At 74.6% G+C, this 17,564-nt stretch carries 17 protein-coding genes; 2 read left to right on the forward strand and 15 right to left on the reverse strand.

The features are described from left to right. Positions 1–9: 9 nt before the first annotated feature. The 4 genes from efp to GA0070610_RS17155 form a co-directional block, all read right to left on the reverse strand. Positions 10–567 carry an elongation factor P gene (gene efp / locus GA0070610_RS17140; RefSeq protein ID WP_089000969.1) on the reverse strand — a complete coding sequence of 186 codons (558 nt, stop codon included), beginning with the start codon at positions 565–567 and terminating at the stop codon, positions 10–12. 765 nt (positions 568–1,332) lie between these two features. Further along, positions 1,333–1,764 carry a type II 3-dehydroquinate dehydratase gene (gene aroQ / locus GA0070610_RS17145; RefSeq protein WP_089000970.1) on the reverse strand — a complete coding sequence of 144 codons (432 nt, stop codon included), beginning with the start codon at positions 1,762–1,764 and terminating at the stop codon, positions 1,333–1,335. Then, complete coding sequence (gene aroB, locus GA0070610_RS17150; RefSeq protein ID WP_089000971.1) at positions 1,761–2,837, reverse strand: 3-dehydroquinate synthase; 1,077 nt, start codon at positions 2,835–2,837, stop codon at positions 1,761–1,763. Before aroB ends, aroQ begins: the two co-directional genes overlap by 4 nt. 107 nt (positions 2,838–2,944) lie before the next feature. After that, positions 2,945–3,910 carry a helix-turn-helix transcriptional regulator gene (locus GA0070610_RS17155; RefSeq protein ID WP_089000972.1) on the reverse strand — a complete coding sequence of 322 codons (966 nt, stop codon included), beginning with the start codon at positions 3,908–3,910 and terminating at the stop codon, positions 2,945–2,947. 81 nt (positions 3,911–3,991) lie between these two features. Here GA0070610_RS17155 and GA0070610_RS17160 point away from each other — a divergent pair, with 81 nt between their 5' ends. Further along, complete coding sequence (locus GA0070610_RS17160; RefSeq protein WP_089000973.1) at positions 3,992–4,720, forward strand: alpha/beta fold hydrolase; 729 nt, start codon at positions 3,992–3,994, stop codon at positions 4,718–4,720. A gap of 9 nt (positions 4,721–4,729) precedes the next feature. Here GA0070610_RS17160 and GA0070610_RS17165 read toward each other — a convergent pair whose 3' ends face one another. Then, positions 4,730–5,233 (reverse strand): shikimate kinase, encoded by a 504-nt coding sequence (locus GA0070610_RS17165; RefSeq protein ID WP_089003563.1) that lies wholly within the window; start codon positions 5,231–5,233, stop codon positions 4,730–4,732. A gap of 46 nt (positions 5,234–5,279) precedes the next feature. After that, positions 5,280–6,458, reverse strand: a complete 1,179-nt coding sequence (gene aroC / locus GA0070610_RS17170; protein WP_089000974.1) for a chorismate synthase — start codon at positions 6,456–6,458, stop codon at positions 5,280–5,282. Between the two features lie 158 nt (positions 6,459–6,616). Here aroC and GA0070610_RS17175 point away from each other — a divergent pair, with 158 nt between their 5' ends. Beyond that, positions 6,617–7,870, forward strand: coding sequence for a cation:proton antiporter (locus GA0070610_RS17175; protein ID WP_089000975.1), 1,254 nt, complete (start codon positions 6,617–6,619; stop codon positions 7,868–7,870). A gap of 59 nt (positions 7,871–7,929) precedes the next feature. Here the strand turns inward: GA0070610_RS17175 and GA0070610_RS17180 are convergent, their stop codons facing one another. The 9 genes from GA0070610_RS17180 to GA0070610_RS17220 form a co-directional block, all read right to left on the reverse strand. Next, complete coding sequence (locus tag GA0070610_RS17180) at positions 7,930–8,850, reverse strand: glycosyltransferase family 2 protein (RefSeq protein WP_089003564.1); 921 nt, start codon at positions 8,848–8,850, stop codon at positions 7,930–7,932. Next, positions 8,847–9,461, reverse strand: a complete 615-nt coding sequence (locus tag GA0070610_RS17185; protein WP_231926203.1) for a glycosyltransferase — start codon at positions 9,459–9,461, stop codon at positions 8,847–8,849. The genes GA0070610_RS17180 and GA0070610_RS17185 overlap by 4 nt, the downstream gene beginning before the upstream one ends. A 74-nt stretch (positions 9,462–9,535) precedes the next feature. After that, positions 9,536–10,018, reverse strand: coding sequence for a glycosyltransferase family 28 protein (locus tag GA0070610_RS17190; RefSeq protein ID WP_089000977.1), 483 nt, complete (start codon positions 10,016–10,018; stop codon positions 9,536–9,538). A 226-nt stretch (positions 10,019–10,244) separates the two neighbouring features. After that, positions 10,245–11,507, reverse strand: coding sequence for a hypothetical protein (locus tag GA0070610_RS17195; RefSeq protein ID WP_089000978.1), 1,263 nt, complete (start codon positions 11,505–11,507; stop codon positions 10,245–10,247). Further along, the gene (locus tag GA0070610_RS17200; RefSeq protein WP_089000979.1) at positions 11,504–12,406 is read right to left on the reverse strand and encodes a sulfotransferase domain-containing protein; all 903 of its coding nucleotides are present in this window, start codon (positions 12,404–12,406) and stop codon (positions 11,504–11,506) included. The genes GA0070610_RS17195 and GA0070610_RS17200 overlap by 4 nt, the downstream gene beginning before the upstream one ends. 7 nt (positions 12,407–12,413) lie before the next feature. Further along, positions 12,414–14,039 carry a lipopolysaccharide biosynthesis protein gene (locus GA0070610_RS17205; protein WP_089000980.1) on the reverse strand — a complete coding sequence of 542 codons (1,626 nt, stop codon included), beginning with the start codon at positions 14,037–14,039 and terminating at the stop codon, positions 12,414–12,416. Beyond that, positions 14,036–15,274 (reverse strand): O-antigen ligase family protein, encoded by a 1,239-nt coding sequence (locus tag GA0070610_RS17210; protein ID WP_392567329.1) that lies wholly within the window; start codon positions 15,272–15,274, stop codon positions 14,036–14,038. Before GA0070610_RS17210 ends, GA0070610_RS17205 begins: the two co-directional genes overlap by 4 nt. 117 nt (positions 15,275–15,391) lie before the next feature. Next, complete coding sequence (locus GA0070610_RS17215) at positions 15,392–17,011, reverse strand: lipopolysaccharide biosynthesis protein (RefSeq protein ID WP_089000982.1); 1,620 nt, start codon at positions 17,009–17,011, stop codon at positions 15,392–15,394. Further along, positions 17,004–17,555: an acyltransferase gene (locus GA0070610_RS17220; RefSeq protein ID WP_089000983.1), complete on the reverse strand. Its 552-nt coding sequence runs from the start codon at positions 17,553–17,555 to the stop codon at positions 17,004–17,006. Before GA0070610_RS17220 ends, GA0070610_RS17215 begins: the two co-directional genes overlap by 8 nt. Positions 17,556–17,564: the final 9 nt, after the last annotated feature.

Consider the following 17,564-nt stretch of genomic DNA (forward strand, 5'->3'; position numbering starts at 1 on the left):
CCTCGGCCATCAGGCGCGGCCGAGGTAACGGCCGTCGCGGGTGTCGACCTTGATCTTCTCGCCGGTGGTGACGAAGAGCGGCACCTGCACGGTCGCGCCGGTCTCGACGGTGGCCGGCTTGTTGCCGCCGGTCGACCGGTCGCCCTGCAGGCCCGGCTCGGTGTAGGTGACCTCCAGCACGACGCTGGTGGGCAGCTCGATGTAGAGCGGCACACCTTCGTGGGTGGCCACGGTCGCCTCGGCCTCGGGCAGCAGGTAGTTCGCCGCGTCGCCGACCGTGGCGTTCGGCACGGTGATCTGGTCGAACGTCTCCAGATCCATGAAGACGTAGTCCTCGCCGTCGGCGTAGAGGTACTGCATGGTGCGCTTGTCCACGGTCGCGGTCTCGACCTTGGTGCCCGCGTTGAAGGTCTTGTCGACCACCTTGCCGGACAGCACGTTCTTCAGCGTGGTACGCACGAACGCACCACCCTTACCGGGCTTGACGTGCTGGAACTCGACGACGGCCCAAAGCTCTCCGTCGAGGTTGAGTACCAGGCCGTTCTTCAGGTCGTTGGTGGTGGCCATTTCCTGCCTTGATCATCAATTGGCGGACAGACCTGGCAAGTCTACTAGTTGCGCCGAACGCCGCTGCCCGGCGCTGCCCGCGCCCCGCTCGATGCCGCCCGACACCGCCCCCGCTCCCCCGCCGGACGCGGCGCTCCCACCTGCACACTGCGCGCCGCCACCCGCCCGCGAGGCGTCGCGCCGCTGCCCCGGCGCTCCCCGGTGGGCCGGCAACGCGGTTCCCGCGGCGACAGCACACGCCGGGGCGTCACCCTCCGCATCCGCCCACCCCCTTGAGGGGATGACCACTCCCGCCCTTTGCTCTGCAGCCACCGACGCACCACTAACCGTCGGTGACATTCCGAGCTGGCGACGATTTCCCTGACGACAGGAAAACCGCAGGTCAATCCGATGGTGCGAATTCGTATGCAGAGCAAAGCGTCTGAAGGGCAGGATGGGTGAGGCGTCCGGACAACTACAGTGGGTAGCGCAGAGGGGTGTGACTCAGTGTCATTGGCAGCCGCGCGGCGCAGTCGCCCTGGCGGCAGACAGGCCCAGGTGACGGCGGCGGCACCCACGGCCGCCGTCCCGCGACCGCCGTCTCAAGGGGGAGCGCCACCCTGAGCCACCGTTCCGCGGCAGCCGATCTGGACGCCGTTGCACGGCCGGTGCCCTGGGTCGCCGTTGCACAGTCGCCGCAGTTACCGAATCGCCGCTCCCGCAGGGCCCGCGGCTCGCGCGCAGCACTCGCCTTCGCACGCGGTGGACAGGCGGCGGGGCGGGGCGTCAGGCGCTGCGGGCGGCCAGGTGGTGCAGGGCCAGGCGGTAGCCGTCCACCCCGAGTCCGCAGATCACCCCGGTGGCCACGGCCGACACCACCGAGTGGTGCCGGAAATCCTCGCGGGCGTGGATGTTGGAGATGTGCACCTCGACCAGCGGCCCGCGCAGCATGGCGCAGGCGTCCCGGACCGCGTACGAGTAGTGCGACCAGGCGGCGGGATTGAGCACCACGGCGGCGCCCTCGTCGGCGGCGGCGTGCAGCCAGCCCAGCAGCTCGTGCTCGGCGTCGGTCTGCCGGACCGTCACGTCCAGGCCGAGTTCCCGCCCGGTCGATTCGCAGAGCGTCACCAGGTCCGCGTAGCTGGTCGCCCCGTAGACGTCCGGCTGCCGGATGCCGAGCCGGCCGAGGTTGGGGCCGTTGAGCACGTAGACCTTCACGCGGCCACCTGGCGGTAGGCCGCCTCCAGCAGCTCGTCGTCCGGCCCCTCCAGGATCGCGGGCCGGGCCAGCCCCTCCAGCACCACGAAGCGCAGCTGGTTGCCCCGGGTCTTCTTGTCCACCCGCATCGTGGCCAGCAACCCCGGCCAGGCCCCCGCCGGATAGCCGGTGGGCAGGCCGAGCGCCGCCACGACCCGCCGGTGCCGCTCGGCGGTGGGGGCGTCCAGCCGGCCGGCCAGCCGGGCCAGCTCACCGGCGTAGACGAGGCCGACCGACACCGCGTGGCCGTGCCGCCAGCGGTAGCCCTCCGCCTTCTCGATGGCGTGGGCCAGGGTGTGGCCGTAGTTGAGCACCTCCCGTACGCCCGACTCGCGCAGGTCGCCCGAGACCACGTCGGACTTCACCCGGATCGCACGTTCGATCAGCTCACGGGTCACCGGGCCCGCCGGGTCGGTGGCCGCCGCCCGGTCCCGTTCCACCAGGTCGAGAATCACCGGGTCGGCGATGAAGCCGCACTTGACCACCTCGGCCAGGCCCGCGGTCAGGTCGGCCGGCGGGAGGCTGTCCAGCGTCGCCAGGTCGGCGAGGACGCCGACCGGCGGGTGGAACGCCCCCACCAGGTTCTTGCCGGCGGCGGTGTTGATCCCGGTCTTGCCGCCCACCGCCGCGTCGACCATGCCCAGCAGCGACGTCGCCACCGGCACCCAGCGCACCCCCCGCAGCCAGCAGGCCGCGACGAAGCCGGCCAGGTCGGTCACCGCGCCGCCGCCGACGCCCACCACCGCGTCGGTACGGGTGAACCCGGCCTCTCCCAGCCGGTCCCAGCAGGTCGCCGCGACGTCGATGCGCTTGCCCGCCTCGGCGTCCGGCACCTCGATCAGCAGCGGCGTGACGCCGGTCGCGCGCAGCCGCCCACCGATCGCGTCGGCCAGTTCCTTCAGCGGGTGCGCGTGCAGCACCGCCACCCGCGTCGCGTCCGGCAGCAGCCCGGGCAGCGCGTCGAGCAGGTCGCGTCCCACCAGCACGTCGTACGGGCGCTCGCCGCCGACCGGGATCCGGGTCACCTCGTCCATCGCCGGCAGCCTAGTGCAGCCGCCCGATCGCCGGCGGGAACTGTCCACTTCGTGGCCACCCGATCGCGTGCCCGGGCAGGGCCGCGCGGGCCGCCCTCCGGGCGGAATCACCCGGGCACGCGGGCCGCCCAGGCGGCCAGACTCCGGGCGTGCGCGGCGACCTCGGCGCGCAGCGCCTCGGGGCCTACGACGGTGAACGGCCAGCCCAGCCCCGCGAGCATCTGGGCCATCCCGGCCAGGTTCTCCGCGCGGGCGCGCAGCAGCACGCCGCCGTCGGTCGCGCTCAGTTCGGCCACGGTGGGCGGTAGGCGGCGTCGGGCGGCGGCCAGGTCGGCCTCCAGCAGCACCTCGACGTCGTGGGCGTACGGGACGCGGGCCAGCGATCGGGTCACCTGGGCGACCGGGTCGAAGCCGCCGGGGACGGTGAAGGTCTCCTCCCCCGGCAGCACCTCCCCCATCCGGTCCAGCCGGAACGTGCGCACCTCCCCGCGCAGGTGGTCGTGGCCCGTGACGTACCAGCGGCCGGAGTGGAAGACCAGCCCGTACGGGTCGAGCTCCCGGCGGGTGACCGCGCCGGAGGAGGAACGGTGCTCCAGCCGTACCCGGCTCCGGTGCCGGGCGGCGGCGCCGAGGGTGAGCAGCGTCCCGGTCGCCGGCCGGGCCTGCGGCGCCGATCGCCGCAGGGTGAAGCCGAGGTGCTCCTGCACCGCCGCGAGGCGGTCACCCAGCGTGGGCGGGAGCACCCTGCGGATCTTGGCCAGCGCGGTCGCGGTCGCCGGCTCCTCGGTGCCCAGCCCGAGCCGCTCGGCGGCGACCAGACCGAGCAGCACGGCGACGGCCTCGTCGTCGGTGAGCATCAGCGGCGGCAGCTTGTAGCCGGGACTCAGCCGGTAGCCGCCGTGGCGGCCCCGCTCGGCGGCGACCGGGATGCCCAGCTCGGCCAGGGTCGCGGCGTAGCGGCGCACCGTGCGCCCGTCCACCCCCAGCCGGCGGGCCAGCTCCGCCCCGGTGAGCCGGTGGTGGCTCTGGAGCAGTTCGAGCATGCCGAGCACCCGGGCGGCGGGATGCGACACGGACCACTCCTTCGAAAGCGGGCGGAAAGCGTCCGGATTCGATCGTACGGTGGTCGCGGACGACGAGAGAGGGAGGCCGTGATGGCGACGTTCGTACTGGTGCCGGGGTTCTGGCTGGGCGGTTGGGCGTGGCGCGACGTGACCGCGGCGCTGCGCGGGCAGGGCCACGAGGTCCACCCGGTGACGCTGACCGGGGTGGCCGAGCGTGCCCACCTCGCCGGCCCGGAGGTCGGCCTGGAGACACACACGACCGACATCGTCCGGCTGATCGAGGTGGAGGACCTGCACGACGTCGTGCTGGTGGGCCACTCCGGCGGCGGGCTGCCGGTGACCCAGGCGGCGGACCGCGTCGGAGAGCGGATCGCCCGGGTGGTCTACGTGGAGAGCGGGCCGATGCCCGACGGCATGTCGCAGTTCGACAGCAACCCGCCCGAGGAGCAGGAGCGGCTGCGCGTCGAGATCGGCGACGGGCACCTGCTGCCGCCGCCCGCGTTCGACCCGGCCCAGGACCCGCAGAACCTGGCCGGGCTGGACCCCGCCGCGCTCGCGCTGCTGCGGCGGCGGGCCACCGCCCACCCACTGCGCGCCGCCACCGACCCGGTCCGCCGCACGGGTGGGCGCGCGGTGCCGACGGCCCTGGTGGCGAGCACCTTCCCGCTCGAGGTGGTCGAGGACATGATCGCGCAGGGCCACCCGTTCTTCGCCGGGCTGGCCGGCGGCCGGCTGTACGCGCTGCCCACCGGCCACTGGCCGATGCTCAGCGAGCCGAAGGGCCTGGCCGACGTGCTCGACCGGATCGCCCGCGACTGACGGCCGCCGTCAGCGATTGAGCAGCGCGGCGATCTCGGCGGCGATCTCCGCCGGTTCCCGCCCGTCGGTGACGACCGTGGCGGTGGCCACCTCGGCGTAGAGCGGGCGGCGCTGATCCAGCAGGTACTTCAGCGTCGCCCGCGGGTTGATCGCCAGCAGTGGGCGGCCCGCGCCGAGCCCGACCCGCTTCACCGCGTCCGACAGCTCGACGGAGAGGTACACCACGGGGTGCCCGACCAGGGCGGCGCGGTTCTCCTCGGCGAGGACCGCGCCGCCGCCGAGGGCGAGCACGCCCTCGCACGAGGCCAGGCCCGCCGCCACCGCCGCCCGTTCGAGGGTACGGAAGTGCTCCTCGCCCTCGTCGATGAAGATCTCGGGGATCGGCTTGCCGGCCAGCCGCACGATGTCGAGGTCGGTGTCGCGGAACTCCACGCCGAGCAGCTCCGCCACCAGCAGCCCGACGGTGGTCTTGCCGGAGCCGGGCGCCCCGACCAGTACGCAGACCGGCGCCATCAGCGGCACCGCCGGCCGACCGTGCGCCCCGCCCGCCGTCGCGCGCTCACCGGATCACCAGCGCGTCGAGGTAGCCGGCCAGGTTGCGGCGGATCTCGGCGACCGAGTCGCCGCCGAACTTCTCGGTGGCGGCCTCGGCCAGCACCAGCGCCACCATCGCCTCGGCGACGACGGCGGCGGCGGGCACGGCGCAGACGTCCGAGCGCTGGTTGATCGCCGTGGCCGGCTCGCCCGTGGTGACGTCCACGGTGGCCAGGGCCCGGTTCAGCGACGAGATCGGCTTCATGGCGGCCTTCACCCGCAGCGGCTCGCCGGTGGTGATGCCGCCCTCCAGCCCGCCGGCCCGGTCGGTGACCCGACGCACGCCGGTGGCGGTGGGGATGATCTCGTCGTGCGCCTCGGAGCCCCGGGAGCGCGCCTGCTGCCAGCCGTCCCCGATCTCCACGCCCTTGATGGCCTGAATGGACATCAGTGCGGTGGCGAGCCGGGCGTCGAGCTTGCGGTCCCACTGCACGTGGCTGCCCAGGCCCGGCGGCACCCCGTACGCCAGCACCTCGACCACGCCGCCCAGGGTGTCGGCGGCCTTCTTCGCGGCGTCGACCTCGGCGACCATCCGGGCGCTGGCCTCCGGGTCGAGGCAGCGCAAGGGGTCGGCGTCGATGCGCTCGGCGTCGGCGGGCGCCGGGCGGAGGCCGGGCTTCGCGGCGACCGGGCCCAGCTCCACGACGTGCGAGACGATCTCGACGCCGAGGGCCTGCCGAAGCAGCGCCTTGGCGACCGTGCCGACGGCGACGCGGGCGGCGGTCTCCCGCGCGCTGGCCCGTTCCAGGATCGGCCGGGCGTCGGTGTGGCCGTACTTCTGCATGCCGGCCAGGTCGGCGTGGCCCGGACGGGGGCGGGTCAGCGGCGCGTTGCGGGCCTGGCTGGCGAGCTCCTCCGCGTCGACGGGGTCGGCCGCCATGACCGTGCGCCACTTGGGCCACTCGGAGTTGCCGACGCGGATCGCGACGGGGCTGCCGAGGGTCACCCCGTGCCGGAGCCCGCCGATGACCTCGACCTCGTCCTGCTCGAACGACATCCGGGCACCCCGGCCGTAGCCGAGCCGGCGCCGGGCCAGCTCACCGGCGATCTCCCCGGTGGTCACCTCGACGCCGGCGGGTACGCCCTCCAGCATCGCGACGAGGGCGGGTCCGTGCGATTCCCCTGCAGTCAACCAGCGCAACACAGCGGTCAGTCTGTCACGCCCGGTGGCCGCCGCCGTGCGGTGCCCGCCGTGTCCCGCCCTGCGGACGCCACGGTCGGCGGGAAACCGTACGATCAGCGCGGTGCGCCGGGAAGTCTGGTCGGCAGTGACTTCGTCGACCCCGATTCCTGGGAGCCCCGGTGCTGCTCTTCGCGTTCGCCGCCGCCCTGCTGCTGGCGGTCCTGCTCTCGAGCCTGGCCCACCGCACGATCCTGTCCACCGCCGTGCTCTTCCTGGTCGTGGGTTTCCTGTTGGGTCCGGAGACCACCGGCGTGCTGGACATCACCGCCGACTCGCCGATCGTGGCGACGCTGGCCGAACTGGCCCTGTTCACCGTGCTGTTCACCGACGGCATGCGGGTGGGCTGGGCGGACCTGCGCTCGGCGTGGCGGCTGCCCGGTCGGGCGCTGGGGTGGGGCCTGCCGCTGACGCTGCTGATCACCGCGCTGCTGGCGCACTACGTGGTCGGGCTGGGCTGGCCGGAGTCGCTGCTGCTCGGGGCGGTCCTCGCGCCCACGGATCCGGTGTTCGCCTCGGCGCTGGTCGGCAACGACCGGGTGCCTGGCAGGCTGCGGCACCTGCTCAACGTCGAGTCCGGGATCAACGACGGCCTGGCGCTGCCCTTCGTCATCCTGTTCCTGGCCGTCGCGGCCGGCTCGGACGACCTGCACCTGGACGAGCTGGGCCTGGAACTGCTGCTGGGGGTGGTCATCGGGGTCGGGGTGCCGTGGTTGGCGCTGCGTCTGGAGAAGACCCGCTTCTTCTCGGCCTCCACCCAGTACGAGCCGCTGAACGGCGTGGCGATCGGCCTGCTGGTGCTGGCCCTGGGCCAGGTCACCCACGCCAACCTCTTCCTCGCGGCGTTCGCCGCCGGCATCACCGTGGCCACCTTCGGCGAGCGGCAGCGGGAGAGCTTCGAGCACTTCGGCGAGCTGATCGCCGAGGTGTTCAAGCTCGCCGCGTTGCTGGTCTTCGGCGCGCTCATCTCGATCGAGTTCCTCGGCGAGATCTCCTGGCCCGGTTGGGTGTTCGCGGTACTCGCCATCGTGGTGGCCCGTCCGGTGGCGCTGGCCGTCTCGTTCCTCGGCTCCCGGCTGAGCCGCACCGAGCAGTTCGCCGCGATGTGGTTCGGGCCGAAGGGCTTCGCCTCGGTGGTCTACGGCCTGCTGGTGCTCCAGGCAGGCATCCCGGCCGGTGACGAGATCTTCCACCTGGTGGCGTTGACCATCGTGCTGTCGATCCTGGCGCACTCCTCCACCGACATCGTGATCGCCCGGATCTTCGATCCGGACACGACTCCGGCCTGGTACGAGAAGCTGCGACAGGCTTCGGCCGATCGCCGGGGGCGGCGCGAACGCCGGGTGACCGGCCGCCCCGACACGACCCGCCGTTAGGGTTCCCGCGCCCGAGGCCTGGCCGGTCCACGCCGGCCAGTGCCCCGGGCGGCGCCGGCTCAGATGCCCCGGCCGCGCTTGTGCAGGGTGCGCAGCACCGCGTCGGCGCGGACCATCCGCCCGGCGACGGCGAGGGCCAGGTACGCCCGCGGCTCGCGCGGGTTGCGTCGGATGGTGTGCCGGGCCCAGCGCATCGCGCCCCGCCGGTCACCGGACGCGGCGCGGGCGAAGGCGATCTGCCCGGTGACCCGCGCCTCGCCGGCCGGCTGCGTGCCGAACTCGGGGTAGCGCTCCAGCAGCCACTGCAACGCCTCGGAGATGGTGTCCCAGCGCTGCGCGAAGTAGGACCGCTTGTGCCAGCGCACCAGCACGTACGGCGTGCGCAGGTTGACCAGCGGCGCGCTGCGGGCGGCCCGCAGCAGGAACTCGTAGTCCTCCGCGTAGCTGCCCGGGATCTCCTCGTCGACCAGCCCGAACCCGTCACGCAGCGCGGCGGCGCGGATCAGGAAGGTCGACGGGTGCAGCTCCGTCATCCGGTCGCGCAGCAGGTCGGCCAGGGTGACCGAGTCCTTCGGCAGCGCCCGGTCGACGGTGTGCCCGTCGTAGCTGACCCGGATGCCGCAGCTGACGAACTCCGCGTCGGGGTGGGCGGCGAGCGCCTCGACCTGGGCGCGCAGCTTGCCGGGCAGCCACTCGTCGTCGTCGTCGCAGAACGCGACGAGCTCACCGGTGGCAGCCAGGACGCCGCTGTTGCGGGCGCCGGCCAGACCGGGGGCGCGCTCGTTGCGGATCACCCGGACCAGCCGGCCCGGGCGGGACAGCTCGGCCAGTGCGGCGTCCGGCTCGGACTGGTCGTAGACCACCACCACCTCGACCGGGCCGGGGTGGTCCTGGTCGAGGATGGCGCGCACGGCGGCCCGGAGCAGCTCCGGACGGTCCCGGGTGGGGACCACCGCGCTCACGCTCGGGTGTTCGGTCATCGCCGCTCTCCGTTCCGGCCCGACCGCGCCCACGGCCGCCACCTCGTCCCCTGCCGTCGTCCGGTCGACGCGGCCACCAGGTCCTCCACGATCCGCCCCACCCGCTCGACCGCCGCGCGGCGCGCCTCGGACGCGTCCGGGTCGGCCGCGACGGCGTACCGGGACGGGTCGGCGAGGCCGGCGGTGAGCGCCTCGAACAGCGCCTCCCGGGTCTCGGCGAGCGCCACCATGCCGGCCGCGCCCAGGCGGCGGGCGAACAGCTGCTGGTGGTCGTCGACGTGCTCGCCCCGGGTCGGGTCCCGGGGCACGACGATCGGCAGGTGGCCGTGGCGGCGGGCCTCCAGGATGGTGGCCGGGCCGCCGTGGCAGACCACGAGGTCGGCCTCGGCCATCGCGGCCTGCAGCTCTTCGTGGCCGAGGAAGGGCACCGCCCCGGGCACCCCGGGGGCCCGGGTGTGTCCGTGCTGGACGGTCAGCTCGACGTTCTCGCCGACCGTGGGGTGCCACTCCGCCAGCCAGCCGACCAGCCGGTCGAACGGGTGCTTGTCGGTGCCGACGGCGACCAGCAGCCGGGACCGGGCGAGGTCGCCGGGGTCGCGGGGCCGGGGCACCCGGTTGGCGGGCGCCGGCCGGGGGCGACCGGGGGCGACCCGGTGCGCGGGGGCGGTTCCGGTGCTCTCGACGTTCACAGCAGGGTCCCCACGACGGTGGCCTCCGGGTACTGCCGGCGCTGCTCGTCCCACTGCACGAGCATCGCGGAGAGGAACGGCCGGCAGAGCCGGGCGGTCAGGGTCGGGGTGTCGATGCGGTCGTACACCTCGATGTAGACGGTCGGCACGCGCCGGAGCCGGGCGAGCACCACGAACGGGACGGCCACCCCGGCGCCGGTGGTCACCACGGCGGCGACCCGCCGCGAGCGCAGCACCCGCCAGGCCAGGACGGCGTTGCGCAGCAGGTTCGGCACGTTGCGGGTGGTCGGGTGGTGCGCCGGGACGAGTTCCTCGCCGTCGAGCAGCGACAGCGCCTCGGGTGTGTCGAAGGTGACCCAGCACCGTCGCCAGCGTTCGTACCACGGGCGCAGGGCGAGCAGCTGGGCCAGGTGACCGCCGCTGGAGCCCACCAGGAGCAGGACTCCGGGCTCGCCGGCATCCTCGGTTGTCGTTTCCACGCGACTCCCCACACGTTCGCTTGGATGTTCGGTGGTCGCCACGCGACAGCAGATCACAGGTCCCCCGGCTGGTGAAATAGGGTGACCGGGCGACAAGTCGATCTCCGCGGGTGGCGGATCTGGTGCGCCGTACCGATCGCCGACATCGACGATCGTGACGACCTGGAGTTTCTCCGTCACCGTCCGGAGTCGGCGGCGCGCCGCTGGCTCCGGCGATTTCGGCGGATCAGCCGCTATGTCGTTTCTCGATGACGTCCAGCAGGGCGGGATGCAGCGCCGCGTTCCAGCCGGCGCCGGCGTCGGCCAGCCGCCAGGTGCGCAACCACATCTCCAGCAGGTAGGCGTCGGCCACCAGCCGCCCGGTCGCCGACCCGAGCCCCAGCCCGGCGCCGTGCCGGTCGAGCTGGGCGTCGACGGCCCGCGCCGCCACGGCGGCCGGCTCGCCCCGCAGCACCAGGGCCCGCTGGAACGCGTCGTGCGCCAGGTCGAAGCCGAGCGGCACGTCCGGCCCGCTGTGCTCCCAGTCCCAGGCGACGAGGCGGCCGGCGTGCACGCCGAGGTTCCAGGGCACCCAGTCGCCGTGCCAGTGCCCGAACTCGACGGCGGTGCCGCCGTGCCGGTCGGCCAGGGCGGCGACCGCGGCGACCGCCCGGGCCCCGTCCGGCGTGCCGACGGCGGCGCGCCCGGCCTCGGCGGTGAGCCGGGCCAGGAACGCCGACGCCGCCAGCGGGCGCGGCGGCGCTGGCGGGTCACCCCGGCGGGCCACGGCCAGCAGGGCCGCGATCCGCGGCGGGTCGTCGACCGGCACCCCCCGCACGTCCGGCGGCAGCGGCTCGACCAGCGCGACGACCTGCCCGGCGGCCGTGGTCTCGGCCAGCAGGCGGGGCGCCGCCGGATGGTCGGGCGTGCCGGTCACCGCCGGCAGCTCGCGCAGGGCCGCCGCCTCGGTGGTCACCAGCGCCCGGGTGGCGCCGTTCCAGCCGATCTTCGCGTAGCCGAGGGCCCGGCCGTCCGGGGCGAACAGTTGCAGGGTGGGCTTGTGGTTCGGGTCCGGCGGGCGGACCCCGCAGGCCGCGAGCACCGACGGCGCGCCGAGTGCGGCACCCAGCCGCCCGGCCAACAGCGCCTCGTCGACCGCGACCGGATCGGGCAGCGACACCGTCAGCCGGGGGAACGGGGCCAGGTCGACGGCGCCGACCCGCGCCAGCACGCCGAGCGCGGCCCGCACCGCCCGCACCTTCGGCGGACGCAGCGCGTTGTACGCCAGCAGCGAGGCGGCCGTGGCGCGGGGCGCGCCGAGCGGCAGCAGGAACCGGGCCCGGGCGAGCGACGGGACGACCGCGTACCGGGCGACCTCACGGTGCCCGGGCGGCGGCGGGGCGCCCACGGTCAGGGCGATCCGCTCGTCGCCGAACACGGCCCGGGTGACCCAGCCCAGCCCGTCGGTACGGGAGCGGGGGTCGGCGGCGTCGGTCGTACGCGCCGTCACGCGGCCCGGTCCGGCCAGTCGAGTTCCAGCCCCAGCCGCTGCCGCAACGCGTCGTTGTACGGGCGGTAGTACTCGGTCAGCTCGGCGCGTACGGCCGGCTCCAGCGGCGCCGAGCGGCGGTCGTTGTAGACCTTGAAGTCGGGCAGGTCGTGCGGCGGCAGGCCGAGGAAGTCCAGCGTCCGGCGGTAGGTGGACCGGGCGTCGCGGTAGAGGTCCTCACTGGGCAGGAAGAGGATCTGCTCCCGGTCGAAGCGCTCCAGCCAGGGTTCCAGGTGCTCCAGGTAGCGCCCCCGGGCCCGGTAGGTGTACCAGTCGTACGGCTCGCTGAAGTACTCCGGCTCGGCGATCAGCCGTTCCCGCTCCCCCGCCGTACGCTCGCCCTCGGCGGCCAGCGCGGCGGCGAAGTCGAGCGGCTCGATGCCGTGCGTGCGCCGCTCCTTCCAGTGCGAGTACGCCCGCTCCACCGGGTCGCGCAGCAGGACGATGAGCCGCACCGACGGCATCAGCGCGGCGACCCGCTGCGCCGCGAGGGGATGGAACATGTAGAGCGGCGCCGCCTCGCCGACGCGTACCGGCCCGCCGTGCCGCTTCTCCAGCGCCTCCCGGTGACGCTGGGTGGGAAAGTGCGAGCGGTACCAGGCCTCGCCGCGACGCCAGTGCTCCTCGAAGTAGTGCGAGGACTTGGTGTTCCAGGCCGGGAAGAGCCGGGGCACCAGCGGGTGCTGGATGAGGTAGTTCCACAGCGAGGTGGTGCCGCCCCGCTTGGTGCCGATGATGAGGAAGTCCGGCAGCGGTCGCCGGTCGCTGGTCCGCACCCCGTAGTCGACGAGTGACTCGCGCACCCGCTCCGTCACCTGGGTCGGTACGAGCTGCTTCACCCGGTCTCGGATGGACGGCACGACGACCTCACCTGCCCTTCGTATCCTCCGGGGCGGGCCCGGTGGCGGCCGGGGCCGCCTCCTGCCGCCCACGGACCTGCACCATGGTCACCCGGATGCGGTGCCGCACCCGGGGCAACGTCAACAAGCCGACGCAGCCGGCGGCCAGCACGCCCAGGGCCACGGCCAGGCCGCCGATCCCCCGGCCGCCGGCCAGCACCCCGATCCCCGCCGCGGCCCCGACCCCGGCGACGGTGGCCGCCCCGGCGCGCAGCATCGCCGCGTCGACCAGGGGCTGGCCGATGACGGCCCGGGCGCAGGCCACGGCGGTGAGGTTCTCGGTGGCGATGCCGAGCGCCCAGGCCAGCGCCGCCCCCGTCGCGCCGTGCGCCGGGATCAGCCACAGGCCGAGCGAGACGGTGACCAGCAGCCCGGCCAGCGTGGCGGCCAGGTGCAGCCCGCTGCGCCCGCCCATCAGCAGCAGGCTCTGCACGTTGCCGACCCCGGTGTTGACCAGCATGGCCAGCGCGAGCACGGTCATCGCGGTGGCGCCGGCGGTGAACTCGGGCCCGAAGAGCTGAAGGAAGGCCAGCCCGAAGACGGCCAGCAGCAGGTAGACCGGCCAGGACAGCACCAGCCCCCAGGTGGTCAACTGCCGGTGCACGGCCGCCGCCGCGGCCCGGTCGCCCCGCCCGAGCAGCCGGGACAGCTGCGGCGACACCGCCACCCGCAGCCCCTGCATGGCCAGCTGGCCGGCGAGGATGTAGCGCCCGACCGCGCCGAAGACGCCGGCATCGGCCGGCCCGGCGAGCACCGACGTGAGCAGCACGCCCACCCACATGTTGCCGGCGTCGATGGCTGCCGACGCGGCCCGGGGCAGCGCGAAGCGCCAGAACGCCGACCAGTCGCCCGGCGCGGGTCGCAGCGCCGCGCCCCGGCCGACGCCGAGCGGGCCGGCCACCAGCGTCAGGCACGCCAGCAGGGCGAGCGCCGCCGGCACCAGCCAGCCGGTCATGCCGGCCAGCAGACCCCCGCCGGCCAGGGCCGCCGCGCCGACCAGCACCGGCCGGGCCACCGGCAGCAGGAAGAACTGCACCCCGACGTACGCCCGGATCGGGCGTACGCAGCGCAGCGCGGCGAGCAGCAGCGTCATGGCCACCACCACCGGCACCGCGGCGAAGCTGACCGTCAGCAGGGCCGTACCGTCGACGCCGGAGCCGCCGAGCAGGCGCGGGGCGAGCGCGTCGGCGGCGAGCACCCCGCCCACGGCGACGACCACCGCCACCAGCAGCGGCGGGACCAGCGCCACCGGGAGCACCCGGGCGGCGTCGCCCCGGGCACCGAGGCGCCGGCGCGGCAGCGCCCACATCAGCCCGGTCTCCGCGCCGAGGGTGCACACGGCGGTGGCGACGGTGACCACCCCGATCGCGGCGAAGAACGCCCCGGAGCCGACCGTGCCGTAGCCGCGCGTGATGACGACCGCGAGCAGGAAGCCGAAGAGCCCGCTGGTGGCCGCGCCGACCAGCCCGGCGACGCCGCTGCGGACGCTGCGCCGGGTCTCCGTGTCGTCGGCGGGCGGCGCTGCGCCCGGGCCCGACGCGGCGGGTGCGGAGACCGGGTGGGGGCCGGACGGCCCTCGGGTGGTGGCGGTCATGCGGGCACCGCTTCCGGGCGCAGGGGTCGGGGGCGGTGGAGCCGGGCCGAGGTCTCGCGTTCGGTGAGCGCCATCGCGAAGGCGACCGCGAAGAAGGCGACCGCGAGGTTCTGGTTGGCCATGCCGTAGAAGGGGATCTGCACCAGGCAGACGACCGGCACCACGGCCAGCCACTGCCCGGCGGCGGACGTGGCGCGGGCGCAGATCAGCGCGGCGACCACGAACCAGGCCAGGAAGCACAGCAGCGCGGGGACGCCGTGGCTGAACAGCACCATCCACAGCTGCCCCTGGGTGCCGATCGGCGCCTGGGCGCTGACGGTGTCGACGTTCACCGGCGCGCCGTAGCCGAGCCAGGGCGACTCCCGTACCCGCCTGATCACCTCGACGTAGAGGGAGAGCCGGTCGGTGTTGGTGTCGCTGGACTCCACCCGGTTGCCGATCAGCTCGGTGACCGGGATGAACAGGGTGGTGAGGCCCCCGATGACCACCACCCCCACGATCGACGCGGCCACCCGGACGTTGCCGCGCAGGGCGGCCCGGACGCCGAGCACCGCCAGCCCGGTGCCGAGGCTGAGGAACATCGCCCGGTTGAGCGTGAGGAAGGCCGGCGCCAGCGACAGCGGCAGCGACGCCAGCAGCGCCCAGCGCAGCACGCCGCGCCGCCGCAGCATGGTGAAGGCCACCACGCAGGGCAGGGTCATCGCGTACGCGCTGCCGTAGTTGTTGGTGTACGCGAACGGCGCGGCCGGCCGGTAGATCGGGTTCAGCGACCGGGCGCTGTATTCAGCGGTGGTCAGATGGACCATGTCCTGGATGAACGGGGTGTTGGCCACCCCGCCGGGCAGCAGCACCTCCACCGGGGTGGTCAGCGCGAAGCGGGGCGCCAGCACGCCCAGCCAGCCCAGCGCGACCAGCGCGAACCAGAAGGCGCAGAGCGGTACGAGGACCGCCGCCTGGTCGGGGCGCTCGCGGGCGACCGCGTAGACGTAGACGCCGACCACGAGCGCGGTGAGGTAGAAGGCGAGCCGCAGCGCGAACGTCAGCACCGAGGCCGGCGTCTGCAACTGGGTGGCGCTGACCACCACGACGGCCAGGAACAGCAGCCAGATCCCGGCGGCCGGGGGCAGCGGCACGCGGCCCCGGATGACCAGCAGCGCGAACAGCAGCGCCCCGAGCAGCGGCCACCCCAGGTAGAACGCGCCGGCCAGCCACCACACCGGCACCATGCCGAACATCAACGCCAGCGGCCAGACCGGCAGCCGCGGCGGGGGTGGCGGCAGGGGCAGCGACGCGGCGCCGCCCGGGCCACCGGCGGGCTCGGTCGTCGCCGGGGCGCGGGTGACCGGCACGGTTCAGCCTCGGCCGCTACGGGTCAACACGAAGCCGAGCGGGGTGACCCCAGCGGCGCGCAGCCGCTCCACGAGCCGGCGCAGGTCGCCCTGCCGGGTGCGGTCCTGCTCGACCACCACGACCGCCGTGCCCTGCCGGGCGACGGCGACGCCGCGCTCGTCGGACTCGGCGGGCGGCGCGTTGAACAGCACCAGGGTGTGGTCGGCGCCCTGCCGCCACGTGCCGAACCGGACACTGCCCGCGCCCACGGACACCGGGTCGGTGCTGGTCACCTTGCCGTTTACGGCGCTCGCCGACGAGGTGACGCGGGGCAGGGTCAGCGTGGCGTCCGGGTCGGTGGACGGCCGGGCGCCGATCGGGTGCGGCGACGGGCGGCGGGCCGCTGCCGGCTCCGGCGTGCCGTCGCTCTTGCCCTCCGTCGTCGAGCCGGCGGGGCGGGGCTTCGGGACGAGCGGGCGGGACGGGTCGGCCGCGGCGGGCAGCCGCTCCCGGTCACCGAGCACGGTGGTCCGCAGCCGCTCGGCGCGCCCGCTGTCGTCGGCGACGAAGACCTCCCGGCCGACGGCGGCCAGCGCCACCGCCAGGCCGGCGGTGATGGCCGTGGGGTCCTCTTCCCGGGCGGTCAGAAGCGACACCCGGGCGGGCTGGCGCACCCGCTCGGCGATGGCCATCGCCACGTACCGGATGTCGGCGTCGACCGCCTCCTTGCCGCCGCGCCACCGGCGGCTGCGGACCGTGCCGAGCAGCGGCAGCCCGGTGGCGTCCCGGCCGTCGTCGACCGACCGGATCCGCCGGTCCATCGACTCCCAGGCGTACGCGAGCACAACCCCGAGCAGCGTCCCGCCGAGCAGGCCGGCGAGCAGGTAGAGCGGGCCGTTGCCGGCGGTGGAGGCCAGGGCCCGCTCGGCGCTCTGGGTGACCCAGCCGGGGTTGACGTCGACGGCGGCGATCTCGGTGCGGGCGGCGTTGAGCTGGGTGAGCTGGTTGTTGATGCCGGTCAGCTCGGTCACCGCGGCGTCGACGGTGCCCTCGCGGGCGTTGTTGACCCGCTTCTGGAGGGCGGCCTGTTGGGCGGCGACCTTGGCGATGCTCTCGTCGTACGAGCGCAGCATCTCCTCGCGCTGCTTCTCGTACATCGTCCGGCGCACGTCCAGGTAGGCCTGGGCGGCGAGGTTGACGCCCTCGACGGCCTGCTCGGCGGTGGGCGCCTGGTAGACGAAGCGCAGGATCTGCCCGCCGGTGGGCACCTCGACCTCGAGGGCGTCGCGCACCTCGCGCGGGTCCATGTCGCCCGAGTCGGCCAGCCGCTGCACCACGTCGGTGCCCGTGGCGATGCCGCTCTCCACGTTCATGTTCACCGCCCGGTCGGCGGCGGCCCCGCTGGGCGTGAACGCGTCGGTGACGACGGGACGCACCGCCACGACCGCGCTGGCGGTGACGGCGGCGGGGACGAGCACCACGTAGCCGATCGCGGCGAGCAGGCCGACCGCGGCGACGGCCCCGACGAGTCGGATGCGGTGCAGCGGTACGCGCAGCAGGTCGGTCAGCGTGACGGTGCGGCCCGGTGTGCCGCCACCGGCGGGGACGTCCGAGGGCCAGGAACCGGGGGATGCGTCAGTCATGGAACTTCTTCACCGTCTGTTGTGGATTTCCGGCGACCACGACCCGCGGCGGCACGTCCGTACGGACGACCGTGGCGGCGCCCACGACACTGTCCCGGCCGATCCGCACGCCCTTCATCACGAGGGCGTGCGCCCCGACCCACACGTTGTCCTCGATCGTGATCGGGGCGCGGGTGGCCGGGACGGGCGGGTCGTGCCGCTGCTCGGGTGGCAGGTTGTGGAAGTCGTTGTCCAGCAGCTCGCAGTCCGAGAGCAGGCACCGGTCGCCGATCGTGACCGACGTCCAGGTGCCGATCCAGGTGGCGTTCAACAGGCAGTCGGCGCCGACCCGCACCTCGCCGGGCCCGGCGAAGCGGACCAGCTTGTTGATCCGCGTGCGGTCGCCGATGCTCACCCGTACGCCCCGGCGCAACCGGATCCGGCCGCGGATCTCCACGCCCCGACCCAGCGTCAGCCGGGGATAGCGCAGCGTGTACCAGCCGCGCTTGACCGCGAAGACGGCCCGCACCGCGAGCCCTCTGCGGTTGCCACCCGCGCCGACCAACGACCCTCC

Origin of the sequence: Micromonospora echinofusca (assembly GCF_900091445.1) — a bacterium.
In the GTDB taxonomy this organism is placed as follows: Bacteria; Actinomycetota; Actinomycetes; order Mycobacteriales; family Micromonosporaceae; genus Micromonospora; species Micromonospora echinofusca.